Source organism: Streptomyces sp. 378, from assembly GCF_030124145.1.
GTDB lineage: Bacteria > Actinomycetota > Actinomycetes > Streptomycetales > Streptomycetaceae > Streptomyces.
On record NZ_JASKMS010000006.1, the window covers coordinates 317,453 to 342,407 of the forward strand.

At 71.3% G+C, this 24,955-nt stretch carries 20 protein-coding genes and 2 pseudogenes; 13 read left to right on the forward strand and 9 right to left on the reverse strand.

The genetic code is table 11. The features are described from left to right. Positions 1-25 precede the first annotated feature (25 nt). Positions 26-1,363: a helix-turn-helix domain-containing protein gene (locus QNO09_RS11835; protein ID WP_283970080.1), complete on the reverse strand. Its 1,338-nt coding sequence runs from the start codon at positions 1,361-1,363 to the stop codon at positions 26-28. A 234-nt stretch (positions 1,364-1,597) separates the two neighbouring features. Here QNO09_RS11835 and QNO09_RS11840 point away from each other — a divergent pair, with 234 nt between their 5' ends. The 4 genes from QNO09_RS11840 (at position 1,598) to QNO09_RS11855 (ending at position 4,843) form a co-directional block, all read left to right on the forward strand. After that, positions 1,598-2,026, forward strand: coding sequence for a peptidase inhibitor family I36 protein (locus QNO09_RS11840; RefSeq protein WP_283970081.1), 429 nt, complete (start codon positions 1,598-1,600; stop codon positions 2,024-2,026). A 444-nt stretch (positions 2,027-2,470) separates the two neighbouring features. After that, positions 2,471-3,628 carry an alkaline phosphatase PhoX gene (locus tag QNO09_RS11845; protein ID WP_283970082.1) on the forward strand — a complete coding sequence of 386 codons (1,158 nt, stop codon included), beginning with the start codon at positions 2,471-2,473 and terminating at the stop codon, positions 3,626-3,628. 109 nt (positions 3,629-3,737) lie between these two features. Continuing rightward, a complete protein-coding gene (locus QNO09_RS11850; protein WP_283970111.1) occupies positions 3,738-4,232 on the forward strand; it encodes an excalibur calcium-binding domain-containing protein in 495 nt (164 codons plus the stop codon). A 92-nt stretch (positions 4,233-4,324) separates the two neighbouring features. After that, positions 4,325-4,843 carry an NUDIX hydrolase gene (locus QNO09_RS11855; RefSeq protein ID WP_283970083.1) on the forward strand — a complete coding sequence of 173 codons (519 nt, stop codon included), beginning with the start codon at positions 4,325-4,327 and terminating at the stop codon, positions 4,841-4,843. A 215-nt stretch (positions 4,844-5,058) separates the two neighbouring features. Here QNO09_RS11855 and ppdK read toward each other — a convergent pair whose 3' ends face one another. Then, on the reverse strand, positions 5,059-7,806 hold the full coding sequence (gene ppdK, locus QNO09_RS11860) for a pyruvate, phosphate dikinase (protein ID WP_502962278.1): 2,748 nt from the start codon (positions 7,804-7,806) through the stop codon (positions 5,059-5,061). A 406-nt stretch (positions 7,807-8,212) separates the two neighbouring features. Then, positions 8,213-9,415: an ROK family protein gene (locus tag QNO09_RS11865; RefSeq protein ID WP_283970084.1), complete on the reverse strand. Its 1,203-nt coding sequence runs from the start codon at positions 9,413-9,415 to the stop codon at positions 8,213-8,215. A 121-nt stretch (positions 9,416-9,536) separates the two neighbouring features. On the opposite strand from QNO09_RS11865, the gene QNO09_RS11870 reads away from it, so the two are divergent. The 3 genes from QNO09_RS11870 (at position 9,537) to QNO09_RS11880 (ending at position 15,086) form a co-directional block, all read left to right on the forward strand. Beyond that, positions 9,537-11,003 carry an MGH1-like glycoside hydrolase domain-containing protein gene (locus QNO09_RS11870; RefSeq protein WP_283970085.1) on the forward strand — a complete coding sequence of 489 codons (1,467 nt, stop codon included), beginning with the start codon at positions 9,537-9,539 and terminating at the stop codon, positions 11,001-11,003. Then, positions 11,000-12,937, forward strand: coding sequence for an amylo-alpha-1,6-glucosidase (locus QNO09_RS11875; protein ID WP_283970086.1), 1,938 nt, complete (start codon positions 11,000-11,002; stop codon positions 12,935-12,937). Before QNO09_RS11870 ends, QNO09_RS11875 begins: the two co-directional genes overlap by 4 nt. Positions 12,938-13,328: 391 nt before the next feature. Continuing rightward, positions 13,329-15,086, forward strand: coding sequence for a sulfatase-like hydrolase/transferase (locus tag QNO09_RS11880; protein ID WP_502962281.1), 1,758 nt, complete (start codon positions 13,329-13,331; stop codon positions 15,084-15,086). A gap of 291 nt (positions 15,087-15,377) precedes the next feature. Here the strand turns inward: QNO09_RS11880 and QNO09_RS11885 are convergent, their stop codons facing one another. The 4 genes from QNO09_RS11885 to QNO09_RS11900 form a co-directional block, all read right to left on the reverse strand. Beyond that, positions 15,378-16,112: an SDR family NAD(P)-dependent oxidoreductase gene (locus QNO09_RS11885; RefSeq protein WP_283970088.1), complete on the reverse strand. Its 735-nt coding sequence runs from the start codon at positions 16,110-16,112 to the stop codon at positions 15,378-15,380. A gap of 32 nt (positions 16,113-16,144) precedes the next feature. Then, positions 16,145-17,251, reverse strand: a complete 1,107-nt coding sequence (locus QNO09_RS11890) for an alanine racemase (RefSeq protein ID WP_283970089.1) — start codon at positions 17,249-17,251, stop codon at positions 16,145-16,147. Between the two features lie 100 nt (positions 17,252-17,351). Further along, a complete protein-coding gene (locus QNO09_RS11895; protein ID WP_283970090.1) occupies positions 17,352-17,858 on the reverse strand; it encodes a RidA family protein in 507 nt (168 codons plus the stop codon). Between the two features lie 190 nt (positions 17,859-18,048). Continuing rightward, positions 18,049-18,735 (reverse strand): GntR family transcriptional regulator, encoded by a 687-nt coding sequence (locus QNO09_RS11900; protein ID WP_283970091.1) that lies wholly within the window; start codon positions 18,733-18,735, stop codon positions 18,049-18,051. Between the two features lie 207 nt (positions 18,736-18,942). Here QNO09_RS11900 and QNO09_RS11905 point away from each other — a divergent pair, with 207 nt between their 5' ends. From QNO09_RS11905 to solA, 3 genes are all read left to right on the forward strand, one after another. Next, positions 18,943-19,632 carry a haloacid dehalogenase type II gene (locus tag QNO09_RS11905; protein WP_283970092.1) on the forward strand — a complete coding sequence of 230 codons (690 nt, stop codon included), beginning with the start codon at positions 18,943-18,945 and terminating at the stop codon, positions 19,630-19,632. Positions 19,633-19,699: 67 nt separating this feature from the next. After that, the gene (locus QNO09_RS11910) at positions 19,700-21,103 is read left to right on the forward strand and encodes an NAD(P)/FAD-dependent oxidoreductase (protein ID WP_283970093.1); all 1,404 of its coding nucleotides are present in this window, start codon (positions 19,700-19,702) and stop codon (positions 21,101-21,103) included. Between the two features lie 19 nt (positions 21,104-21,122). Beyond that, positions 21,123-22,331: an N-methyl-L-tryptophan oxidase gene (gene solA, locus QNO09_RS11915; protein ID WP_283970094.1), complete on the forward strand. Its 1,209-nt coding sequence runs from the start codon at positions 21,123-21,125 to the stop codon at positions 22,329-22,331. Here solA and dusB read toward each other — a convergent pair. Beyond that, positions 22,277-23,410: a tRNA dihydrouridine synthase DusB gene (gene dusB, locus QNO09_RS11920; protein ID WP_283970095.1), complete on the reverse strand. Its 1,134-nt coding sequence runs from the start codon at positions 23,408-23,410 to the stop codon at positions 22,277-22,279. The genes solA and dusB overlap by 55 nt on opposite strands. Before the next feature lie 85 nt (positions 23,411-23,495). On the opposite strand from dusB, the pseudogene QNO09_RS11925 reads away from it, so the two are divergent. The 3 genes and pseudogenes from QNO09_RS11925 to QNO09_RS11935 all read left to right on the forward strand — a co-directional run. Continuing rightward, positions 23,496-23,786: pseudogene (locus tag QNO09_RS11925) on the forward strand (MFS transporter); the annotation flags it as partial. A 22-nt stretch (positions 23,787-23,808) separates the two neighbouring features. Continuing rightward, positions 23,809-24,319, forward strand: a pseudogene (locus QNO09_RS11930) (MFS transporter); the annotation flags it as partial. A gap of 70 nt (positions 24,320-24,389) precedes the next feature. Continuing rightward, positions 24,390-24,596, forward strand: coding sequence for a hypothetical protein (locus QNO09_RS11935; protein WP_283970096.1), 207 nt, complete (start codon positions 24,390-24,392; stop codon positions 24,594-24,596). Between the two features lie 57 nt (positions 24,597-24,653). Here the strand turns inward: QNO09_RS11935 and QNO09_RS11940 are convergent, their stop codons facing one another. Then, positions 24,654-24,794, reverse strand: a complete 141-nt coding sequence (locus QNO09_RS11940; protein WP_283970097.1) for a hypothetical protein — start codon at positions 24,792-24,794, stop codon at positions 24,654-24,656. Positions 24,795-24,955: the final 161 nt, after the last annotated feature.

The following is a 24,955-nucleotide window of genomic DNA, read 5'->3' on the forward strand; positions in this document are numbered from 1 at the left end:
CAGCGCGGCGGCCGAGTCGTCGCCTTCAGCGCGGCGGCCGTGTCGTCGCGGGTGAGTGCCGGGGCGTCGGGGAGCGGGGAGCGTCGGCGGCGCGTTCGCAGTGCGGCCAGTCACCGAAGTCGCGGTCACGGCTCCACAGCTTCCGGGCCGCCTGGATGTTCCACTCCGGCTCCAGCGCCTCGCGCGGTGTGCCGCCCAGCTCGCGCAGTCGGGCGTCGGAGATCTGGAACACGCCCCAGTTCCGGGTGCCGTTGGTGTTGGGGAGGATGTGCAGCGGATCGAGGAAGGACTGGCAGTCGGCGATGGCCACCGCCTTGTCCGGCACCTCGGGGAACACCTCCCGGACCCGCTGCCGCACCTTCCGCGGCGACCACACGTCCATCCGGACGCGCGAGGTGTACAGCGCCTTCTTCGTCGGCTCCCCGACGACTCCGTTGGGCTGTAGTCCGGCGAGCACCTGGAAGGCGGTGACGCGGCGCAGGGTCTGCGGCCCGAAGTTCCCGTCCACGCCGATGTCCGCGCCCTTGGCGTGCAGCAGGCGCTGCACCTCGCGCACGCACCCGTCGTGCTCACCCATCGCGATCACGGGCGGGCAGTTGACCGAGAACAACGGCCGGTCATCACCGGTGCCCCGTCCGCCGCCGACGGGTGCCCGGCCGTTCGACAGGGCCCAGGCGCAGACGCTGACGGCGGCGATGAGCGCGGCCGTGACGACGGAGGTACGCAGCCGGCGTCGGCGTGACCATCCGGCGGGGCGGGGGCCCGGCGCGGCGTCCGGCTCCCCGACCGGGTCCGCCCCCGGCTCCCCTACCCGGGTCGGGCCCGGCTCCCCTGCCCGGTCCGTACCCGGCTCCCCTACCCGGGTCGGGCCCGGCTCCCCTGCCCGGGTCGGGCCCGGCTCCCCTGCCCGGTCCGTACCCGGCTCCCCTCCCCGGGTCGGGCCCGGCTCCCCTGCCCGGGTCGGGCCCGGCTCCCCTGCCGGGTCGGCGTTCGAGCCCGTGCCCGTGCCGGTGCCCGTGGCCGGGCTCGCGGCCGGGCCCGTGTCTTCAGTCCGCTCCGCCGTTTCGTCGTCCGCTGTGTGTTCCTCGGCTTCCCCCGCACCGGCCGCTGCCGCCCGCGCCGCGTCCGCCAGCGCCCACAGGCGGTGCAGGGTGCGCAGTTCGTCCGGGGTCGCGCCGCAGACCGTGGCCAGCCGGTGCGCGCTCCCGTAGTCCTGCGGCACCGACGTGCCCCGGCAGTAGCGGTGCAACGTCGAACCGGCCAGCCCGGACTTCCTGGCGAGTGCCTCGTAGCTCAACCCGGACCGGCTCTTCAGCGAACGCAGGAGCGCGGCGAACCGCTCCGTTTCTGGGCACGCGGACAAAGCCTCTCCCCCCTCGGAATCCCCAACAGAACGCTGGTCGGGCGTCTTGTGCCGACACTGTGCCACCAAAGGCGTCCCATGGCCGTCCCAACGGTGTCGGAACGCGCCAGGCGGGCGCCGGGACGCCGTCCCGGCATCCCAGCAGGCCCTTTCGTCCTTGCCCGGCCCGGTCCTGCCTTGCCAGCGTCGGGCCGTCCGCTCCACCGTCCCACGACCTCCGAGGAGACCAGGCCCATGCGCCTTTCCGTACGCCGGAACTCTCGTACGAACTCGCTGCTCGCGGTTCTCACCGTCAGCGCCGCCGCCGTCACCGCCCTGGCCGTGCCGAGCTCCGCGTCGGCGGCCCCGGCCGCGCCCGCCGCGGTGGACTGCGCGTCCGGGCACGTCTGTTTCTGGACCGGCGCCAACTTCACCGGCAGCAAGTGCGCGTGGGATGTGGCCGACCCCGACTGGCGGAACGGTGCCATCAGGTGCTCCTGGGCCGCCACGACCAACGTGAAGTCGGTGTGGAACGCCGGCACCAGCAGCTCCAGCGGTGTCGCGTACTACCGGGGCGCCGACTACTCCGACCGCGTCGGCTGCACCCGCCAGCAGCACGGCGGCAACCTGGCCGGTACGTACAAGGTCCGCTCCCACCGGTGGATCTCGGGCAGCTGCGGATGATCCGGCCCCGCACGAACGCGGTGGCGTGCGCACCCGAGCGGGTGCGCACGCCACCGCGGCATGTCCGGCCGGGCGTCCACCTGCTCTCCAACGCCTCGCGCGTCCCCGTCGGACAGCACCGTCACGATCGAGCTGCGGCTGCGGACCCCGCCCCCGCGGGCGTTGCGCGACAGCCGCCCCCCGGCTGAGTCGATCCGCACGTCACCGACGAGGGCCCGGGCATGACGGAGGAGCAGCGGGCACGCGCGGGCCGGGCGGGGACCGTCCGAGGAAGCCACACGGTGACGGGCCGTGGGGCTCAGGCGGCACACAGCATGCCGCCCTCCGGCCACAGATTGTCCATGTCCCGTCAATCTAGTCCCCTTAGCGTCCTTTCCGCCTCCCCCCACGCACGACCCTGCCGTCGCCCGGCGGCGGGGCGGTACGGCACCTCTTGGAGTGAGAGTGGAACGTCGTAGCCTCCTGCGTGCGGCCGTCCTCGGCGGCACGTCGGCCGCTCTGGGCGGAACCCTGTGGCGCGGCGCCGCGTACGCGGCCCCGGCCCAGCCCGGCACCGGCCCCTACGGGCCGCTGGGTTCCCCGGACGCCAACGGCATCAGACTCCCCAGCGGCTTCACGAGCCGGGTCATCGCCCGGTCCGGCCGACGGGTCGGCAGCACGTCGTACACCTGGCACAACGCCCCGGACGGCGGCGCGTGTTACGCCGACGGCACGGGCTGGATCTACGTCTCCAACTCCGAGATCAACCCCTCGGGCGGCGCGAGCGCGGTGAGGTTCTCCTCGACCGGCACGATCACCGGCGCGTACCGCATCCTGTCCAACACGCGGCAGAACTGCGCCGGCGGCAAGACGCCGTGGAACACCTGGCTGTCCTGCGAGGAGGTGGACCGGGGCTACGTCTACGAGACGGACCCCTGGGGCGCGAAGGCGGCGGTGCGCCGCGACGCCATGGGCCGCTTCAAGCACGAGGCGGCGGCGGCCGACCCGGTCCGCCGGGTCGTCTACCTGACCGAGGACGTCACCGACGGCTGCTTCTACCGCTTCCGCCCGACGACCTGGGGCGACCTGTCCTCCGGCACACTGGAGGTCATGGTGGCGGGCACCGGCACCAGCGGCCCGGTGACCTGGTCCCGGGTCCCCGATCCCTCCGGCGCGACCGCCACCCGCCGGCAGGTCTCCGGCGCCAAGCGCTTCAACGGCGGCGAGGGCTGCTACTACGCGAACGACACCTGCTGGTTCACCACCAAGGGCGACAACCGCGTCTGGCAGTACGACGCCGCCACCCAGACCATCGAACTCGCCTACGACGACTCCCTGGTGACGAGCGGCACGGCTCCGCTCACGGGAGTCGACAACGTCACCGGCTCCGCCTCCGGCGACCTCTTCGTCGCCGAGGACGGCGGCACCATGGACATCTGCGTCATCACCCCCGCCGACGTGGTCGCCCCCTTCCTGCGCATCGATGGCCAGTCCGGCTCGGAGATCACGGGCCCGGCCTTCTCCCCGGACGGCACCCGCCTGTACTTCTCCAGCCAGCGCGGCACGAGCGGTTCGTCCTCGGGTGGCATCACGTACGAGGTGACGGGCCCGTTCCGCTCGTAGCCAACCGATCCGACTTCACACGAGCATCACGAGTTGGTCACCTTTCCCGCACGCGGGACCCCCCGGCTCTACGGTCATCCCCTCACGTATCAGCCTTGGGGGGATGACCATGAGCAATCCGTACACCGGCCCGCACAACACCCCGTACCCCGCACCGCCCCCGCGGCGGCCAGGCGGACCCGCGCCCCGCTGGGCCAGGAAGCGCTACGTGCTGCCCGCGCTCGGGCTGGCCCTGTTCATCGGCATCGGCATGGGCGCGAGCGGCGGGGAGACCGCGAAGGACGCGAAGCCCGCGTCCGCCGAGCCCCGGCCGACCGTCACCGTCACCGCGACGGCGACCACCACCGCGACGCCGCCCGCGAAGGAGCCTGAGCCCGCTCCCACCGTCACCGCCACGAAGACCGTCAAGGTCACCACCACAGTCACCGCACAACCGGCAGCGGGCGGCGGGGCCGACGACAGCGGCTCGGAGGGCGGCGGGGACGTGTACTACGCCAACTGCAGCGCCGTGCGCGCCGCGGGCGCGGCCCCCATCCACCGGGGTGAGCCCGGGTACGCCTCCCGTCTGGACCGGGACGGCGACGGGGTCGCGTGCGACACCTGAGCCCGATGCGCCGGTGACCATCGGCGGGTCCGGCCGTTCCACCGTTCGGGCAGCTCGATCCCGGCTGCCCAGCCGACGGAAGGAACACCACCGTGGACACGACCGTGCCCGCCCCGAACGCGCCGCGTGTGCTGCCCCGTGCCGAGTGGGTCAGGACACTGCCGCAGACCATCGTCGCGTCCTGCGTCCTGCTCCTCGACGCCGAGGACCGGATCCTGCTGCTGCGCTACGCCGGGGGCCAGCCCGCGGCGGGGCTCTGGGGACTGCCGGGCGGCATGCTCGACCCCGGCGAGGACCCCGTCGGTGCCGCGCGCCGGGAGCTGCACGAGGAGACCGGTATCGCCCTCCGGGGGGACCTGCGGTTCATCGGGTACGACCACCGGGCCGATGTGCTGGGCACCGGGCCGGTGATCGACTTCTACTTCCACGGCGGCCGGCTCCCGGCCGGGCAGCGCGTCCAGCGCAGCTCGGAGCACGACCAGCACGGCCTCTTCGCCCTCGCCGACCTGGAAGCCACCCCGCTGGCGACCCGGCTGCCCACCCTCGGCGCCCTGCTGACCGCGGCCCGCACCGGCACCGTCGTATGCCTGCGCGACGGCCTGCCGCGGTAAGCGTTCTCCAGGGGTCCTCAGGCATTCGTCAGGCGTTCCTCAGGCTCTGGACGGAAACGCGCGAGAGCGGGGCGGCACCTCCGCACAAGGTGCCGCCCCGCTCTCCTCCGTGCGCCGGAGCCGCCGCGATCGGTGAGGGTCGGGGACCGTCGACGGCTCCGGGTCCTGAGCGGCCCCGCACGGGCCGCGGTTGGCCTCGCGCGGGCCGCGGGGGTCTACCGGTGGTCGCTGCCCTGGGACTGGACCGCCGCCCGGCCCGCTTCCAGGCGGGCCACGGGGATGCGGAACGGGGAGCAGGAAACGTAGTCGAGTCCGACCTCGTGGAAGAAGTGGACCGACTCGGGGTCGCCGCCGTGCTCGCCGCAGACGCCGAGCTTGAGGTCGGGGCGGGTCTCGCGGCCGGCCTTGGCGGCCAGTTTCACGAGGGAGCCGACCCCGTCCTTGTCGATCGTCTCGAACGGGGAGACACCGAAGATGCCCTTCTCCAGGTAGGCGGTGAAGAAGCTCGCCTCCACGTCGTCCCGGGAGAAGCCCCACACCGTCTGGGTCAGGTCGTTCGTGCCGAAGGAGAAGAACTGCGCGGCCTCGGCGATCTGGCCGGCGGTCAGCGCGGCGCGCGGCAGCTCGATCATCGTGCCGATGGACAGCTTCAGCTGGGCGCCCGAGGCCGCCTCGACCTCCGCGATGACCTGGTCGGCCTCCTCGCGCACGATCTCCAGCTCCTGGACCGTGCCGACGAGGGGGATCATGATCTCGGCGCGCGGGTCGCCCTTGGCGGCCTTGCGCTCGGCCGCCGCCTCGGCGATCGCGCGGACCTGCATGGTGAACAGGCCGGGGATGACCAGACCGAGACGGACACCGCGCAGACCCAGCATCGGGTTCTGCTCGTGCAGCCGGTGCACGGCCTGGAGGAGGCGCAGCTCGTTCTCGTGCGGCTCCTGGCGGGACTCGGCGAGCGCGACGCGGACGGACAGCTCGGTGATGTCGGGCAGGAACTCGTGCAGTGGCGGGTCCAGGAGGCGGACGGTGACCGGGAGGCCGTCCATCGACTCGAAGAGCTGGACGAAGTCCTGCTTCTGGAGCGGGAGCAGCTGCTTGAGGGACTCCTCGCGCTCGGCGTCCGTGTCGGCCAGGATCAGCCGCTCCACCAGCTCGCGCCGGTCGCCGAGGAACATGTGCTCGGTGCGGCACAGGCCGATGCCCTGGGCGCCGAAGCGGCGGGCGCGCAGCGCGTCCTCGGCGTTGTCGGCGTTGGCGCGCACACGCAGGCGGCGCTTGCGGTCGGCGAAGGCCATCATCCGGTGGACGGCCTCGACCAGCTCGTCGGCGTCGTCGGCACCGGGGTGCATCCGGCCCTCGAAGTACTCCACGACCGGGGAGGGCACGACCGGGACCTCACCGAGGTAGACCTTGCCCGAGGAGCCGTCGATGGAGACGACGTCGCCCTCCTCGACGACGTGCCCGCCCGGCACGGTCATCCGGCGGCGCTTGGTGTCGACCTCCAGCTCCTCGGCGCCGCAGACACAGGTCTTGCCCATGCCGCGGGCCACGACGGCAGCGTGGGAGGTCTTGCCGCCGCGGGAGGTCAGGATGCCCTCGGCGGCGATCATGCCGTCCAGGTCGTCGGGGTTGGTCTCGCGGCGGATCAGGATGACCTTCTCGCCCGAGCGGGACCACTTCACGGCCGTGTAGGAGTCGAAGACGGCCTTGCCGACGGCCGCGCCCGGGGAGGCGGCGATGCCCCGGCCGACCTGCTGGACCTTCGCGTCCTCGTCGAAGCGCGGGAACATCAGCTGGGCGAGCTGGGCGCCGTTGACGCGGGTGAGCGCCTCGGCCTCGTCGATCAGGCCCTGGTCCACGAGCTGCGTCGCGATGCGGAAGGCCGCGCCCGCGGTGCGCTTGCCGACGCGGGTCTGGAGCATCCACAGCACGCCGCGCTCGATGGTGAACTCGATGTCGCAGAGGTCCTTGTAGTGGTTCTCCAGGGTCTGCATGATCTGCATGAGCTGGTCGTACGACTTCTTGTCGATGCGCTCCAGGTCGGCGAGCGGCACGGTGTTGCGGATGCCCGCGACGACGTCCTCGCCCTGCGCGTTCTGGAGGTAGTCGCCGTAGACGCCCTGGTGGCCGGAGGCGGGGTCGCGGGTGAAGGCGACGCCGGTGCCGGAGTCGGGGCCGAGGTTGCCGAAGACCATGGAGCAGACGTTGACGGCCGTGCCCAGGTCGTGCGGGATGCGCTCCTGGCGGCGGTAGAGCTTGGCCCGGTCGGTGTTCCAGGAGTCGAAGACCGCGTGGATGGCGAGGTCCATCTGCTCGCGCGGGTCCTGCGGGAAGTCCCGGCCGGCCTCGGTCTTGACGATCTTCTTGAACTTGGTGACGAGCTTCTTGAGGTCGGCGGCGTCCAGCTCGGTGTCGACCGTGACCTTCTTGGCCGCCTTGGCCGCCTCCAGCGCGTCCTCGAACAGCTCGCCGTCGACACCCAGGACGGTCTTGCCGAACATCTGGATGAGGCGGCGGTAGGAGTCCCACGCGAAGCGGTCGTCGCCGGCCTGCTTGGCCAGGCCCTGCACCGACTTGTCGGAGAGGCCGATGTTGAGGACGGTGTCCATCATGCCGGGCATGGAGAACTTGGCACCCGAGCGCACCGACACCAGCAGCGGGTCGTCGGCCTGGCCTAGCTTCTTGCCCATGCGGGCCTCGAGCGCGTCGAGGTGTGCACTCACCTCGTCACGCAGTGCCGCCGGCTCCTCGCCGCTGTCCAGGTAGACCTTGCAGGCCTCGGTGGTGATCGTGAAGCCGGGAGGGACCGGAAGGCCCAGGTTCGTCATCTCCGCGAGGTTCGCGCCCTTGCCGCCGAGGAGGTCCTTGAGGTCCTTGTTGCCCTCGGTGAAGTCGTAGACGAACTTCACGCCCTCAACGCTGGTGCCGTGCTCAGCTACGTGGGGATCTTTGTTTTCCGACACGGGTCTCGACTCCTCGAGGACGCGGTGGCTGCCCTGACGGCGAGGAACATACCCAGATCAAAGGCGTCTGGGTACGTCCATGCGCGCGTCATGTGCCTGTAACCACTCGTCCGCCAGCGGATCGAAAGTCAAAGCTCGGCAAGCGATCACGGGCATATGTTTTCACTTCTTGAACGCAAGCCCCTTCCCGATCCTCGCCGAACGCTCACATGAGCAGGGTTTCCGCCCATTTGATTTCGCTCGATGAACGATCAAACGGTGGCACTCAGTGCCACCCTTTGGAGAAGTGCAGTCGCCCATGATCCGCTCATCTGAGCGCAACCCTTATCAGGGGTGGCGAGAATCACGCTGCCACAGCCGACGGAATTTCACCATGCGGACGCGTCCCGGGACCGAAACACGGCCGTCACACCCCGAGCGCGCGCAGCCGCTCCTCGACCCGCTCGGGCGCGTAGAGGTGCTCCACGACCATGGCACCGGCCCCCACCAGCGCGGCCCGCTCGCCCAGCCGTGCGGTCACGACGTCCAGGTGCGCGGTGGAGCGGGGCAGGGCCCGCTGGTACAGCAGTTCGCGCACGCCCGTCAGGAAGGGAGTTCCGGCCAGATCCCCGGCGATCATCAGCACGCCGGGGTTGAGCAGCGTCACGACGGTGGCGAGGACGTCCCCCACCCGGCGCCCGGCTTCCCGGGCGAGTCCGATCGCGTCGGGGTGCCCGGACGCCAGCAGATCGCGCACGTCCGAGCCGGAGGCCGCCGGCACCCCGGCCTCCGCCAGCCGCCGCGCCACCGCGCCACCGCTGGCGACGGCGGCCAGACAGCCGTACGCACCGCACCGGCACAGCGCCTCGGCGCCCTCCGGCACCCGGATGTGCCCGATGTCGCCGGCGCCGCCGTCGATGCCCCGGAACACCGAGCCGTCCACCACGACCCCGGCGCCGATGCCGGTGGAGACCTTCACCAGCACGAAGGCCGAGCAGTCCGGGTAACCGGTGCGCTGTTCGCCGTACGCCATGAGGTTGGCGTCGTTGTCCACCAGCACGGGCACCCCGGCGGTGCCCGCCTGCTCGGTGAGCGCCCGGGCCAGCCGGCCCCTTATGTCGTAGCCGTCCCAGCCGGGCATGATCGGCGGCTGGACGACACGGCCGGTCTCGGTGTCGACCGGGCCGGGCACCGCCAGCCCGACCCCGCAGACCGCCTCGGCCCCGCGCCCGGTCTTCTCCACCAACTCGGCGCACCAGCGGCCGAGTTCACCGAGCACCGCGTCCGGTCCGTCCTCGACGGCCAGGGTGCCGGAGTGCTCGGCGAGGATCTCGCCGCTCAGGGACAGCACGGCCGCGCGCGCGTGCCGGGTGTCGAGGTCCGCGGCGAGGACCACCGCGTGCTCGTCGTCGAACTCCAGGGTGATGGAGGGCCGCCCGCCCAGCGGGGAGTCCACCGGCCCGCCGGCGCCCTCGCGCAACCAGCCCGCGCGGAAGAGCCGGTCCAGCCGCTGTCCGACGGTGGCCCGGGACAGTCCGGTCACCTGTTGCAGCGCACCCCGGGTCACAGCGCGGCGACTGCGCACCAGTTCGAGCAGATCGCCCGCGCTTGCCTGAACGCGTCCCGTCATGCGCACCCCCTTGTGTTTCCCAACCCTGCATTACATATTGGGTTTTGCGTGTTAAATAGACGTAACCCTACGGTAGCCCCTGCCGATCCCGGCCAGAGGTACGTCTTTGGGAGAGCCCCGAGTGGACCGCATCGCCCAGCTCAGCACGCGTCCCGCGGGGCGCGACATCGCATACGATCCGGCCGCCGCGCCGCCGTCCCTCCAGGTCAGGGCCACACAGGTCCTGGAGGGCAACTGGACGGGCACGTCCACCGTGCCTTCGCGCGGCCTGTATCCGCACCAGTGGTCGTGGGACTCGGCGTTCATCGCGATCGGCCTGCGGCACCTGTCGCCGTTACGGGCCCAGACGGAGCTGGAGACGCTGCTGGCGGCCCAGTGGGCGGACGGGCGCGTCCCGCACATCGTCTTCAACCCCTCCGTCCCCCACGACGCCTACTTCCCGAGCCCCGACTTCTGGCGCTCGTCGGCCGCCGGGCGCGCCGCGGGCGCCCCGCGCACCGTACAGACCTCCGGGATCGTGCAGCCACCGGTGCACGCGCTGGCCGCGTGGCTGGTGCACCTCGCCGACCCGGGCCTGTCCCGGGCGCGCGGCTTCCTCACCCGGGTGTACCCCCGGCTGGCCGCCTGGCACGGATACCTCCTGCACCGGCGCGACCTCGGCGGAGGCGGACTGGTGTCCGTCGTGCACCCCTGGGAACAGGGCATGGACAACAGCCCCTGCTGGGACCGTCCGCTGTCCCGGGTCACTCCCGCCCCGGCCCGCTCCTTCCGTCGTGCCGACCTCGGCCACGGCGCCCCCGAGGACCGACCGACGGATCTGGACTACGGGCGGTACGTGCGGCTGGCGGCCGACTACCGGGACCGCGGATACGCCGACGGTGGAATCAGCGGGGCGGCCCGCAGGGCAACGGGTGAGGGCGGTGGTGGGAGACGGGCGGGAGAGTTCGCCGTGGAGGACCCGGCGTTCAACGCCCTGCTCATCGCCTCCGAGTACGCCCTGGCCCACATCGCCCACGAGTTGGGGGTGGCCGGCTCGGCCCGGCAGGCCCGTGCGGAGCGCCTGACGGCGGCCCTGACGGAGCGGCTGTGGGAGCCGGCGGCGGGGATGTTCCTGTGCCGGGACGTGCGCGCCGGGGAGCTGATCCCCGAGCGGGGGGTCTCCGGGCTGGTCCCCCTGCTGCTGCCGACGCTGCCGCGCGACCTCGTGGCCACCCTGGTCCGCACGGTCTGCGGCCCGCACTTCGGCCTCGGCGGCACGACCCGCATGGTCCCGAGCTACGACCTGCTCGGCGAGGCCTTCGACCCGCACCGCTACTGGCGCGGCCCGGCCTGGTTCAACACCAACTGGCTGCTGGAGCGCGGGCTGCGGCTGCACGGCGAGCGGGGCCGGGCCGACGCCCTGCGCAGAGGCATGCTGCACACCGCCGGCGCCTCCGGTTTCGCGGAGTACGTCGACCCGTACACGGCACAGGCCTGCGGCGTCACCGGCTTCGGCTGGACCGCCGCGCTCACGCTCGACCTGCTGTACGACCGGCCCGCACGGGGCAGGAACGGCCTCGCGGCGACCAAGGGAGGGGACCGGGAATGACGGACCGGCATCATCTGCTCGTGCACGGCCGGACGTTCGCCGCCGTCGGCGACCGCGGCGACATCAGCGGCTACCGGGGCGGCAGTGCCCCGGACGGCATGTTCGTACGGGACGCCCGGCATCTGAGCCGGTGGCAGCTCACCGTCGACGGGGCGGTGCCCGACACACTGTCACCGGTGGCCGACGGGGACACCGCGCGCTGTGTGCTCGTCCCGCGCGGCGGCCGCGACGAACCGCCCGCGTACACGCTCTTTCGCGAACAGGCCGTCGGAGACTCCTCTTTCGTGGAGTCGCTGCGCGTCACCAGCAACCGCCCGGTGCCGACGACGGTCCACCTCGCGGTCACCGCCGACGCCGACTTCACCGACCAGTTCGAGCTGCGCTCCGACCACCGCACCTACACGAAGGCGGGCGCCGTCCGCTCCCGCCAGGTGCTCAGCCACGGCGTGGAGTTCACCTACCGGCGCGGTGAGTGGTGTTCCGTCACGACCGTGACGGCCGACCCCCGGCCGGACGCCGTGGAGGAGACCGGCACCGGCGCCCGGCGCCTGGCGTGGACCCTCGACCTGGAACCGCACGGCACCACCGAGCTGACCCTGCGGGTCATGGCCCGCCCGCACGGCGACCGGCGCGCCCTGCGCGTACCCCGCTCCCCCTCCGCCGCCCAGGAACAACTCCGTCTGAGGGAAGGTGAGTTCGTCCGGGACGTGGCGGTCCCGAGCGGATGGCCCGAGCTGGCCGCGGCCTGCACCCGGGGGCTCGCCGACCTCGCCGCCCTTCAGGTCCCGGCGAGCGGCCCGGACGGCGAGGACCTGCGCGTCCCGGCGGCCGGCGCCCCCTGGTTCCTGACCCTGCTGGGCCGGGACGCCCTGCTGACCTCGCTGTTCGCCCTGCCCTACCGGCCGGGCCTGGCCGCCGCCACCCTGCCCGCGCTCGCCGCGACCCAGGCCACCGGGACCGGTGCCGACGGCATCGCCCAACCCGGCAAGATCGTGCACGAGGTGCGGCACGGCGAACTGGCCCACTTCGGCCAGGTTCCCTACGGCCGCTACTACGGCTCGGTCGACGCCACCCCGCTCTTCCTCGTGCTGCTCGGCGCCTACACCGAGCACACCGGGGACACCGCCCTGGCCCGCCGCCTCGAATCCCACGCCCGGGCGGCCATCTCCTGGATGCTCGACCACGGCGGCCTCACCTCGCGCGGCTACCTCGTCTACCGGGCCGACCAGGGCGGCCTCGCCAACCAGAACTGGAAGGACTCCCCCGGTGCCATCTGCTCCGCCGAAGGCACCCGCCCGCACGGCCCGGTGACGGCTGCCGGCGCCCAGGGCTACGCCTACGACGCGCTGCGCCGCACGGCGGGGCTCGCCCGCACGGTGTGGCAGGACACGACCTACGCGCACCTGCTGGAACAGGCGGCCGGTGACCTGCGCGAGCGTTTCCAGCGGGACTTCTGGATGCCGGAGCACTCCTTCCCGGCCCTCGCGCTGGACGGCCGGGGTCGTCAGGTCGACGCGCTGGCCTCGGACGCCGGGCATCTGCTGTGGTCGGGGCTGCTGGACAAGGAGTACGGCGAACTCGTCGGCCGGAGGCTCCTCGAAGCGGACTTCTTCTCCGGCTGGGGCGTGCGCACTCTCGCGGCCGGGCAGCCGGCGTACCACCCGCTCTCCTACCACCGCGGCTCGGTCTGGCCGCACGACAACGCGCTGATCGCACTGGGCCTGGCCCGCTACGGACTGCACGACGAGGCACGCGCGATCGCCCGCGGCCTGGTCGACGCGGCGGGCGCGACCGGGCACCGGCTCCCGGAGGTCCTCGCGGGCTACGGCCGCGACACACACCCGGAGCCTGTGCCGTACCCGCACGCGTGCGTACGGGAATCGCGGTCGGCGTCGGCCCCGTTGGCGCTGCTCACGGCGGTCGGCGTGGTCTGAGGGCCGGTGGGTCCGGGGCCTGTCGTTCCGGGTCAGGTCGCGGGGAGACGGCGGCATCCTCACCATGCCGGTGAGCGGGGTCCACGTGCGTGCCGCCGCGAGGCGGAGGAGGGCGTCGACGCGGAGCGCCGGCAACCGGCGACAACGCCGCGGACGCGCGCACGTGGACCCCGCGTCCGCGACCTGACCCGGACGGCGAACCCCGGCGTTTGCCGGGTGTTTGCCGAGCGTCGGCCCGGCAGGCTGAACAGACCCGGTGGACACCCCGTACGGAACGGTGGCGGACCCGGCCCCCCATCCGGGTCCGCCCCCTCACCGGTCTTCGTACGGGAAGGACCTCCGGGTGCCTGTCTTCACGCGCTTCCACCAGTCGTCGCGGCCGGGCGACGACATGCCCGGGGACGGGGCCACCGGGCCCGAGGCGGAGCGTGACGCGGAGGCCGCGACGGCCGCGGCGGAAGCGGAGCGTTCCGGCGCCGGGAGCCGCCTCGCCCGTCTGCGGCACTGGCGCACCCGTCATCCCCGGGCGGCCCGCACACTCCGCCTGACCACCACCGCCCTCGCCGCCGCCCTGATCCTCGGGGCCCTGCTGCTGCCCAACACCCTCCCCGCGCTGAAAGCGGTCAGCTTCGCGCGCATCCCGGCGGAGGCGGTCCTCGGGGCCGTCGTGGTGCTCGCGCTGCCGCGTCGGCCGCGGCTGGCCGCGGCGGTGCTGTACGGGCTCGGCCTCACCGCGCTGACCACGGTGAACCTGCTCGACATGGGCTTCAACGAATACCTGGGCCGCGGCTTCAACGCCGCGCTCGACTGGGACCTGCTGCCCGACGCCCAGGCGTACGTCAGGGACACGCTGGGCGGGGGCGTCGCGACCGCGGCCGCCGTCGGCGCCGTGGTGCTCGTCCTGCTCGGGGCGGCCGTGATGGTCGCGGCGGCGGTCCGGCTCGCGAACGTGCTGGCCCGCCACCGGGTGCGGGCGACCAAGGGCGCCCTGATCGCGGGCACCGTCTGGGTCACCTGCTCCGCGCTGGGACTCACGCTGTCCGGCGGCCCGATCGCCTCCGAGCGCGGGGCCGGGGCGCTCAAGGTGCACGCGCAGCGGACGGTGGACTCGCTGCGGGACGAGGCCGCGTTCGTGAAGCAGTCGAAGGCGGACACCTTCGGCAACACCCCGCCCGCCGAACTCCTGCCGGACCTGCGGGGCAAGGACGTGATCTTCACGTTCATCGAGAGCTACGGCCGCAGCGCTATCGAGGACCCGGCCATGGCACCCGGCGTCGTCCGGACCCTCGACACGAGCACCAGAGTCCTGGAGAAGGCCGGCTTCGCGGCCCGCAGCGGCTGGCTGACCTCGGCGACGTACGGCGGCAGCAGCTGGCTCGGCCACTCCACGACCATGTCCGGCCTGTGGATCGACAACCAGCGGCGCTACCGCACGGTCACCGCCGGCGACCACCTCACCCTCACCAAGGCGTTCCAGAAGACCGGCGCCTGGGACACGGTCGGCGTCATGCCGGGCGTGCAGAAGGGCTGGCCGGAGGAGAAGTGGTACGGCCTCGACCAGCTCTACGACGCCTTCGACCTGGGCTACCAGGGGCCGAAGTTCAGCTGGTCGACCATGCCCGACCAGTACGCGCTGGAGGCGTTCCAGCGGCAGGTGCACGGCAGGAAGCGGGACAAGCCGCTGATGTCGTTCGTCATCCTGACCTCCAGCCACCAGCCCTGGGCACCCCTGCCGAAGATGGTCGACTGGGACGAGCTCGGCGACGGCTCGGTCTTCGACGCGATCGAGGAGGCCGGCAACCAGGCGTCGGACGTCATCACCGACACCACCAGGTCCCGCGAGGAGTACGGCAGGTCCATCCAGTACTCGCTCACCAGCCTCACCCAGTGGCTCCAGCGTTACGGCACCGACGACACCGTGCTGGTCTTCCTCGGCGACCACCAGCCCATCGCCCGGGTCAGCGGGAACGGCGCCGGCCGGGACGTGCCGGTGTCGATCGTCGCGAAGGACCCGAAGGTTCTGGACAAGGTCGCCGACTGGAACTGGACCCAGGGCCTCAAGCCGGACCGGGACGCGCCCGTGTGGCGGATGGACTCCTTCCGCGACCGCTTCCTGAAGGCGTTCGGCTCCACACCGCGCCCGTCCTGAGACGCCGTTTCGCCCTCACGGCCCAGGCCGGATTGCTTGATCCCGCCGAAGGGTGCGGCGACTTCGGAGACCAGACCGCGGTCGATGCCACCATGCGGCCCGCAGACGGGCGGCGACCCGGCGGGCGCGGTCGATGTGGGACGTCATCACGTACGACGCGAGGCCGGCTCGGTGTCGTCGGCCACCTCTTGGTCGGTCGGTCATGCGGCGATCAGCGGTCGCCCGGGGCAGAAGGCTGGACGGACGACAGGTCGTTCAGCCTCTTGCCTGTGGTGATGCTCAGCAGGGTGTTCAGAAAGCGGTGTACCCGCCGTCGACGGCCAGGACCGATCCGGTCACGTACGACGACTCCGACGATGCGAAGAAGAGGACCGCGTCGGCGACCTCTTCGGGGGTGGCGAGGCGTTGCAGCGGGATCTGGCTCTCGCGCTCGCGGCGGTAGGCCTCGGGGTCGGGGCGGCGCTGGAACGACGCCTCGATGATCGGGGTGGCAGTCAGCCCCGGAGCGACGACGTTGACGCGGATGTTGCGTGGGGCCCATTCGATCGCCGCACCCTTGGCCAGCATGATGAGACCCCCCTTGGCGGCGGAATACAGGACTTCCCCGGGCTTGCCGACCATGCCGAGCCGGGAACCGACGCAGACGAACGATCCCCCTGTCTCGGGCATCAGCGGCGCGAAGTGCTTCATCACCAGGAACGCGCTGAGCAGGTTGCTCTCGAGCACGTTCTTCGCGTCGTCGTAGGCCATCTCGGTGAGCGGACCGCTGGCTTGCAGACCATGGTTGAGGACGACGACGTCGACGGCGCCGAGGGACTCGGCGGCCTGCTTGGCCAGGTGCTCGACGAACGCCTCGTCATTGAGGTCTCCCGGAACGTACAGGTCCTCGGGCTCAGCACTGTCGAGCCGCTCCCGGCGGCCCGTGAGCAGCAGCCGGGCCCCCTCGCGGCGGAAGTGGGAACTCACCGCCTCCCCGATTCCACTGCTGGCGCCGGTCACCAGCGCCGTGATGTTGTCGAGTCTCATGTCATGCATTCCTTTCGGGCAGGTGGGGCCGGTCAGTTGAGGAATCCGCGGGCGTCGACCGGCCACCGCTGCAGCGACGTGCCCGTGCTGTCGGTGACGATCAGTTCCTCGAAACCGAGGACGACCGGGCATACGTGGTTCGGCACCACCGGTAGGACGGTGCCAACGCCGGGGCGGAACTCGCCGTCCGGCAGCGGGAGGAACCCGTGGTACTCGTTGAGCTTGGCCAGCACCGCCTTGGTGCCGGCGATGCGGCCGTAGCCGAGTTCAGGGCTGCCTTCACGGCTGAGGGCTTTGCTGCCCACATCGAGAATGACCTGGTTCGGGACCCAGTCGCTGACGACGGTGCCGGCGACGAACAGCGCGATCTGGTCGTCCGTGCAGGAGCCCAGCCGGGCGTTGTTCAGATCGCCGAAGACGTACTCGCCGGGGCGGATCTCGTTGATCACGCTGCTGGTGGAGTACTCGAGGGTGGGAGTGGAGCCGGCACTGACCACCTCAGCGGCGACCCCGACGTCGGCGAGGCCGCGTACCGCGGTGATGAGCGCGGCCTCCTGGTCCTGCGCGGCGCGCCGGCGAGCGTCCCGGCCGGCGCTGCCGTGACCTGGATAGGTGAAGACGCCCACCGGCACCAGACCGCGCTTGCGGGCGGCGAGCGCGAGGTCGCCCGCAGCCTCGGGCGGCGCCCCGGAACGACGGGCGCCACAGTCGACCTCGATGACGACCTGCAGCCGGTCCGGTTCATCTCCCATGGCGTCGGCGAGGGCCTCGATCGCCGGCAGGTTGTCGACGCCGACCCGCAGCCGGGCGGACTCGGCGAGTCGACGGATCCGGGCCTTCTTCGTTCCCGCGGGCCAGATCGGGTAGGCGAGGAAGATGTCGTCGAATCCGGCCGCGGCGAAGACTTCGGCCTCCCCGACATTGCCCGTGGTGATGCCGACCGCGCCGGCCTCGATCTGGCGTCGCCCGATCTCCACACACTTGTGCGTCTTGACGTGCGGCCTGACCTTCAGGTTGTGCTGGTCGGCGAAGCCCTGTACGCGGTCGATGTTGCCTTGCATGACGTCGACCAGCACGATCGGCGCAGGGGTGTCGATCCGCTCGACCAGAGCGTCGAGTGCTCGTTGCAGCCGGTTCACGCTGCCCTCCTCGTGGTTCCATCCGGGATGATCGAGGGCTGCGGCTGTCGGCCCCCCCTGCTACCGAACGCGCGCGACGCGCGCCGTCACGCGCGCTTGCCTACACCGCCGTCGGACCGCCCTGCACCGCGGTGCAGACCATCTGGATCTCGACCGGGCTGTTGACCGGTAGCCCGGCGACGCCGATCGCGGTGCGGGCATGCCGTCCGTTCTCGCCCAGCACCTCGATGAGCAGTTCACTGGCCGCGTTGGCGACCTTCGACTGCTCACCGAAGTCCGGCGTACTGGCCACGAAGACCAGCATCTGGACGATCCGGACCCGGTCCAGCTCGCCCACCGCCTGCACAGCGGCGGCGAGCGCGTTGAGCGCGGCATGGCGCGCGAGCTCCCGGGCCGTCTCCAGATCCACGTCCCGGCCGACGACGCCCCGGCCCAGCAGCAATCCGTCCTGGTAAGGCAGTTGGCCCGAAATGTGGATGCTGGAACCCACCGTCCGGTGGTGCACGTAGTACGGGTTGTCACGGAGCTCGGGAAGGGCCAGGCCCAAGGCCTGAAGCCGATCGGCAGCCGAGCCGGCGGGTGCTGCCGACGTCACCGGCCCGCTCACCGCGCCACCTCGGCGAACGGCACAGGGCACGCATGCGTCTTGATCATCTGCACTCGGGCCTCCTCTCGAGTAGCAGTGGCGGAAAACGCCGCAGGATGGCTTGAAACCACCATCAGATTGTCGTTTGTCGACCATATGAGTGCGTGTCGAGCACTGTCAATACAGACTTCACCAAGCCGCGAGGTTCACCTCATGCACGCGGAGCGTGCGCGTCCCCTTGATCCCTCGCCTGGGCTCCCAACCCCACGGGGAAATGGGCGGCCAGTTCCTGGAGGAACGCGTCGGTGTCGCCCTCCAGGGCGACCGCGGCCAGCCTCTCGTGCTCGCGGACCAGGAGATGCGGGTCCTCGCTGTACGTGCGGTGATCGACGTTGAGGTAGAGGCGCAGCTTCGTTTCCCAGCCATTCCAGAGGCTCTGCAGAACGCGGTGCCCCGAGAAGTCGTAGAAGAGCCGGTGGAAGCGAAGGTGCGCGTCGACACTGGCGGGGAGGTCGTTCTCCTCGATCGCCCGGCGGAGATCCTCGACGGTCTGCAGCAACCGTGGCCGCTCGGGACCACGCAGAGCCGCGGCCGAGAGCTCGGCGGCGTACGGCTCGACACGCAGCCGGACCGAGTCGATCTCGGCGATCTCATGAGCGCTCACCTCGACGACGAACGCCCCACGGTAGGGGATCCGTACGACGAGCCCTTCCTCCTCCAGCTTGGTCAGCGCCTCGCGCAGCGGGGACCGGCTGATCCCGAGATCCCCGGCGATGTGTGCCTCGCGCAGCTGCCCACCAGGAGGCACCGCCCCGTCGAGGATGGCGGCACGCAGGGTGCGGTACACGCCGTCCGGCGTCGTCGTCCGCTGCTGCTGCCACTCGAACTTGTGGTCCACCCCGACGCCCTTCCTGGCCCTTGCCGACCACTTGGTCGTTTGTCGACTGTACCTCCGCCGATTTTGGATCAGCACCTCACCTCGATGACCTGCGCCACAGGCCGACGTGATTGACAGCCGACGAGCGACCGGTCGACAATCGACCGGACAGATGGTCGACAATCGACCACGGTGCCGGATCGCCCCTGGAAGCACTGAGGAGAAGTCATGGGATTCGACGTCAAGCCCAAGTTCGTGACCTTCGACATGAACGGAACGCTGATCAGGTTCAGCATCAACGACGCGATGCGTGAGGTCCTGGGCGACCGGCTGCCCGCCGAGGTCGCCGACGAGTACCTGCGGATCTGCAAGGCGTACCGGATCGACGAGTGCACGGGCGCGTACCAGCCGTTCCACCAGATCGTCGCGCGTTCCATGGAGCGCGCCTCACTCCGGGTCGGTCTCGAGTACCGCGAAGACGACGCGCGGGCGGTCTACGAGATCATCCCCACGTGGGGCCCGTACCCGGGTGTCACCGAGGCACTGAACCGCCTGGCCGAGGAAGTCCCGCTCGTCATCATCACGAACAGCGACACCGCGCACGCCGTGCGCCTCGCGGAAAACCTCAAGGCCCCGTTCGAGCTCGTCATCAGCGCCGAGGAGATGGGTGTCTACAAGCCGCGCCTCGGCGCGTTCGAGTGCATGTTCGACAAGCTCGGCGTGACGCCCGACGAGCTCGTGCACGTCTCCGCGAGCCCGATGTATGACCTGCGCTCCGCGGCCCTCCTCGGGATCGAGAACAAGGTGTACGTCGACCGCGGCTTCGAGCACGACGAGCACTGGCTCGGCTACGAGCGCATCACCGACATCGCCGACCTCCCCGTCCTCTTCGGCCTGCCGCGTCCTGCTGCTGCCTGAGCGGAGACCGGTCCTCCCACATCACCGGCCGCCCACGTGGTCTCCAGAATCTGAAGAAGGACTCACCATGAACGCCCTTGCGGCATCCCCTCGCAACGGAGAGCTCGGCTTCTGGGTGGCCCAACTGGCCGATGCGAGGCCCTCGTTCCCCCGCTTCACCGGCCAGGACACCGTCGACGTGGCCATTGTCGGCGGCGGTTACACCGGCTTGTGGGCGGCGTACTTCGCCAAGAAGCTCGAACCGTCACTCTCGGTCGCGGTCTTCGAGGCCGAACAGGTGGGCTACGGCGCATCAGGACGCAACGGTGGCTGGCTCTCGGCGATGCCTCCGGGAAACCGTGCCACCTTCGCCCGCGCCGGAGGAGGGCCGGAGGCCGGCCGGGCGCTGCAGCAGGAGTTCGTCGCCGGTGTCGACGCGGTCCTGGGCATCCTCGCCGCCGAGGGCATCGATGCCGATCAGCACAAGGGTGGCGCGCTCGTGGCCGCCCACACTCGGGCGGGGCTGGGCCGGCTGATCGCCAGGCGTGACGCCGACCTGAAGTACGGGCTGAGCGACGACGAAGTCCACATGCTCGGCCGGGAGGAGTTCCGAAGCCGGATCAACATCTCCACCGTCCACGGCGGGCTCTTCTACCAGCACTGCGCGCGGTTCCACCCCGCCAGACTCGTCTACGGCCTCGCCCGCACCCTGACTTCCATGGGGGTCGGCATCTACGAGGGCAGCCGAGTGGACAGTGTCGCGGGCAAGACCCTCACCCTGGCCGACGGACGCGTCACCGCGGCCAGGACGTTCATCTGCACCGAGGGCTATTCGGGGCCGTTGCTCGGCCGCCGGAGCCTGATCCCGGTCAATTCCTCGTTGATCGTGACCAGGCCCCTGCCGGAGGAGGCATGGCAGCGGATCGGCTGGGACGGGCTGCAGTGCCTCAGCGACTCCGCGCACACCTTCATCTACGCCCAGCGGACCTCGGACGGCCGTATCGCCATGGGGGGCCGCGGTGTCCCCTATCGCTTCGGGTCCGGCACCGGAGGAGCCGGTGCGACCGCCCGGTCCACCATCGACCTGCTCTCGCACAAGCTCGGTTCCTTCTTCCCGGACATCCCCTTCGAGGTGGATCACGCCTGGTCGGGAGTCCTGGGCGTCACGCGTGACTGGAACGGCGGCGTGCGCTTCGACCCGGCATCGGGGATCGGATCGTCCACCGGCTACGCGGGACACGGTGTCACGTCGGCCTACGTCGGCGGCAGGACGCTCGTGGAGCTCGCCTTCGAGAGGGAAACCGAGCGGACCACCCTTCCCTGGGTCGGCTACCGGGCACGGAAGTGGGAACCGGAGCCCATCCGCTGGCTGGGCGTGCACGCCATGTACCGGCTCTTCGGTATCGCCGACCAGTGGGAAGAGCGCAGGGATTCCGGCAGGACCTCACTCCTGGCCAGACTCGGCAGCAGACTCGCCGGTCTTCACGAGTAAAGACAAGGAAACCGCTCTCATGGACGCACGACTGGCAGTCATCGGCCTGGGCAGCATCGGAAGCATGGCCCTGTGGCAGGCCTCCCGGCTGTCCGACTCGGTAGTGGGCTTCGAGGCCGCCACCCCCGCCCACGGTCGCAGTGCCGTGGGCGGAGACACCCGTCTGTTCCGCATGGTCTACCTCGGCAAGCCCGACTACTACCCTCTCATCCAACGCTCCCGCGGTCTGTGGGCCGAACTCGAAGCGGAAACCGAGCAGGACATCCTCACCCCTACCGGGGGCCTGTCCATCGGGACGGCGAACGGCACCTTCATCGCCGGCCTCCTCGACACCACGCGCATCACCGGAGCCGAGCACCGCGTGCTCAGCCGCGAGGACGTGGCGGAACGCTACCCCCAGCACAACCTCCGCCCCGACGACTGCGCCGTCTATGACCCCCACGCCGGCGTTCTGCGCACCGACCGCGCCGTCAGCGCCGCCGTCGCGGCGGCCCGGGCCAACGGCGCCACCGTCCTTCAGCAGACACCCGTGGACGGCATCACCGAAACCGAACACGGCGTGCTCGTCACCTCGGGCGACAGAACCTGGACGTTCGAGAAGGTCATCGTCGCCTCGGGCGGCTGGTCGCGAAGGCTCGTGCCCGACCACCTCAAGGCCGTCACGGAAACCCATCGGATCGTTCTGACCTGGTTCGTCGCCCAGGACAGCACACAGTTCTCGCCGGAGCGGTTCCCCGTCTTCAGCCGGCTGTACGGCGAGCGCTCCCTGTACGGCGCACCCGCCGTCGACGGCGTGACGGTCAAGGCATCGGTGGACGGACCACTGGACGGGCGCGGAAGGAAAACCCCCGACCCGGACCGCGTGCCCAGGGACATCACCCGGGCGGAGATCGAGAAGGTCACCGATATCGTCACCGAATTCCTCCCCGGCCTGACCCCCAGCGTCGTGCGCTCCGACGCCTTCCCCGACCTTTTCACCGAGGACAGGCATCCCCTCCTCGGCTGGCTGGACGAGAACAGCAGGGTGTACTGCGCCACCGGATTCTCCGGAAAGGGCTTCAAAATGGCTACCGGCTATGGCCACATAGCCGCACACGAGGCGCTCGGCAAGCAGACCGTCGATGGCCTGGACTTCGTGCGTCCGAACCGGTTCAGGACCAGCCCAAGGGCTGATCAGCCGCCCGAGGTGTCCAGCTCCGCGTCCTCGCCGACGCCCTCACAGTCGTAGGGGTCCTTCAGCCAGCCGTCCGGCAGCACCACCCGGTTGTTGCCGGACGTACGGCCCCGGGGCCCGTCGGCGCCGGCCGGCCAGGGCTGGTCGAGGTCCAGCTCGTCCAGGCCGGCGCGCAGTTCCTCCAGCGAGGAGGTGACGGCGAGGCGCTTGCGCATCTCGGAGCCGACGGCGAAACCCTTCAGATACCAGGCCACGTGTTTGCGGAAGTCGATCACACCCCGGGACTCGTCGCCGATCCACTCCCCGAGCAGGGTGGCGTGCCGGACCATGACGTCGGCGACCTCGCGCAGGGCGGGGCGGGCGATGTCCTGGGTGCGGCCCTCGAAGGCGGCGACCAGGTCGGCGAACAGCCAGGGCCGCCCCAGGCAGCCGCGGCCCACGACCACCCCGTCGCAGCCGGTCTCGCGCACCATCCGAAGGGCGTCCTCGGCCGACCAGATGTCACCGTTGCCGAGCACCGGGATCTCCGGCACGTGCTCCTTCAGCCGGGCGATGGCCTCCCAGTCGGCGGTGCCGCCGTAGTGCTGGGCGGCGGTGCGGCCGTGCAGGGCGATGGCCGTGACGCCCTCCTCGACGGCGATCCGGCCGGCGTCGAGGAAGGTGATGTGGTCGTCGTCGATGCCTTTGCGCATCTTCATCGTCACGGGCAGCTCGCCGGCGCCGCTGACGGCCTCGCGCAGGATCGCCCGCAGCAGGTTGCGCTTGTACGGCAGGGCGGAGCCGCCGCCCTTGCGCGTGACCTTGGGCACGGGGCAGCCGAAGTTCAGGTCGATGTGGTCGGCGAGGTCTTCCTCCGCGATCATGCGGACGGCCTTGCCGACGGTCGCGGGGTCCACGCCGTACAGCTGGATGGACCGGGGGCGCTCACTCGCGTCGAAGTGAACGAGCTGCATGGTCTTCTCATTGCGTTCGACCAGCGCCCTGGTGGTGATCATCTCGCTCACGAACAGGCCCTTGCCGCCACTGAACTCCCTGCACAAGGTGCGGAAGGGCGCGTTGGTGATACCGGCCATGGGGGCCAGGACGACGGGGGGCTGGACGGTGTGCGGACCGATCCGGAGGGGCGTGGACATGCCTCCATTGTGCCGTGCAATGAGACGGTAAAATTCATTAGTTAGCCACACTATCGAAGTCGGCGTACGATGGCGCGCATGCCCGAGCTCAGCCCCCGCCGCCGCCGCGGTCGCCTCGACGAGCCGGCAACTGGGCCAGACCCTGGGCGTGGCCGTGCTGGGCTCGGTGCTCGCCTCGGGTGTGGGCTCCTCCTCGTACCGCGAGACGTTCGTGTCCGCGGCCCGGCCCGGTTGGTGGATCCTCGCGGCATGCGGCTTCGCCGTGTTGGCCCTGGGTGCGGTGACGAACGGGCGGTGGGCGCGGGGGACCGCCGAGCGGGCCGCGGCGAGGCTGGAGACCGCGGAGGTACGACAGGCCGTCGGGACGGGCGGCTGAGCTGCGTCACAACGCGGCCGTCCTCGCACCGCCGGCGATGGTGTTCTTCGTGTTCTCGCTGCCGGCCCGCGCCCGGTCGCCCGGTACGGCACCCGCGCGGTGACGTCCGGTGCCGCGCTCCAGGGCGTGGACCTGGCCCTGATGGCGCCGGCCGCCTGGCGGTTCCGGCCGCACCCGGGCTTCGTCGAGCTGCTCCCGGGCGCGGCGGTCGCCGGTGCGGGCCGGGCACTGCGGCTCCCGGTCGTCCACCGGGTCGTCTTCGGTGAGGTGCCGCCCGCCCGTGCGGGTGCGGGCGGGCGGGCGGCGTGACGATCACCACCCAGCAGTCGGCGCCACCGCTCGGTGTGGCGACCCCGGGCACGCGGTTCCTGTCCTTGGTCCCGGCGACGGGCCTGCGGGAGGCCCTGGTCACGACCTCGCTGGTGCACCTCGGCGGCGTGGTACCGACGGGGCTGCTGAGCCTGCGGCCGCCCCGCACCGTCGTCCGAGGTCTCTCACGGCCTGATAACTCACATCCGGGGAAACCCCGTTGATGGCGGTCTTGCTGCACACTCCTTGCTGCGAGCAGACCGGAACGCCGGATGTCTCGACGTGGGAGGGGCCATGACGCAGATCGACACGAGCAAGGTCAGCCGGTGGGACCAGCACGGCCGGGAGCACGTGGTGCGGGTGCAGCGCACGGGTGTGCAGCGCGCGATCCGGTGCGACACCTGCGGCTGGCGCCGAGGTGCCCAGTTCCTGCCCTGGCTGAAGGCGGAGGAGCATCTGCTGGAGGCCCACCAGGCGACGGTGGACCCGACGGCGGCGTGAAGGAGAGCCGGCCGAAGCGGTACGCCGGGCGGGCTGGTCGTCGTGCGGCGGGTGGTGTCACGGAGTCGGGGTGGGGGCGAGGACGTCCGCGAGGAGCGCGCTCTCCGCGCCTGCGCAGTCGTAGCGCGTATGCGCGACGATGCTCTCGTCGGTCGCCGCCTCCTTGTTGCCGACCGCCCGCGCGATGTCGAGGAGCACGGTGGTGGCGGTCGACGAGAGGGACGTCGGCGGCTAGGCCCCTTCTGATGGATCTCCGTGGGAGAAGGAGCGGCGTTCGGTGCGTGCTCTGGGGGTCCCCCCTGCTCGAAGAGCTTGGGGGAGTGCCGCCTGGAAGCCCTCGTAGCGGAGCTACTTGGGCC

Excerpts from the sequence above, each read along its gene's own strand:
- QNO09_RS11850 (WP_283970111.1), top strand. The coding sequence starts at position 3,738 with ATGAGCAATCCGTACACCGGCCCGCACAACACCCCGTACCCCGCACCG.
- QNO09_RS11840 (WP_283970081.1), top strand. The coding sequence starts at position 1,598 with ATGCGCCTTTCCGTACGCCGGAACTCTCGTACGAACTCGCTGCTCGCG.
- QNO09_RS11880 (WP_502962281.1), top strand. The coding sequence starts at position 13,329 with ATGCCCGGGGACGGGGCCACCGGGCCCGAGGCGGAGCGTGACGCGGAG.
- QNO09_RS11910 (WP_283970093.1), top strand. The coding sequence starts at position 19,700 with ATGAACGCCCTTGCGGCATCCCCTCGCAACGGAGAGCTCGGCTTCTGG.
- QNO09_RS11905 (WP_283970092.1), top strand. The coding sequence starts at position 18,943 with ATGGGATTCGACGTCAAGCCCAAGTTCGTGACCTTCGACATGAACGGA.
- QNO09_RS11935 (WP_283970096.1), top strand. The coding sequence starts at position 24,390 with ATGACGCAGATCGACACGAGCAAGGTCAGCCGGTGGGACCAGCACGGC.
- QNO09_RS11885 (WP_283970088.1), bottom strand. The coding sequence starts at position 16,112 with ATGAGACTCGACAACATCACGGCGCTGGTGACCGGCGCCAGCAGTGGA.
- QNO09_RS11865 (WP_283970084.1), bottom strand. The coding sequence starts at position 9,415 with ATGACGGGACGCGTTCAGGCAAGCGCGGGCGATCTGCTCGAACTGGTG.
- dusB (WP_283970095.1), bottom strand. The coding sequence starts at position 23,410 with ATGTCCACGCCCCTCCGGATCGGTCCGCACACCGTCCAGCCCCCCGTC.
- solA (WP_283970094.1), top strand. The coding sequence starts at position 21,123 with ATGGACGCACGACTGGCAGTCATCGGCCTGGGCAGCATCGGAAGCATG.
- QNO09_RS11875 (WP_283970086.1), top strand. The coding sequence starts at position 11,000 with ATGACGGACCGGCATCATCTGCTCGTGCACGGCCGGACGTTCGCCGCC.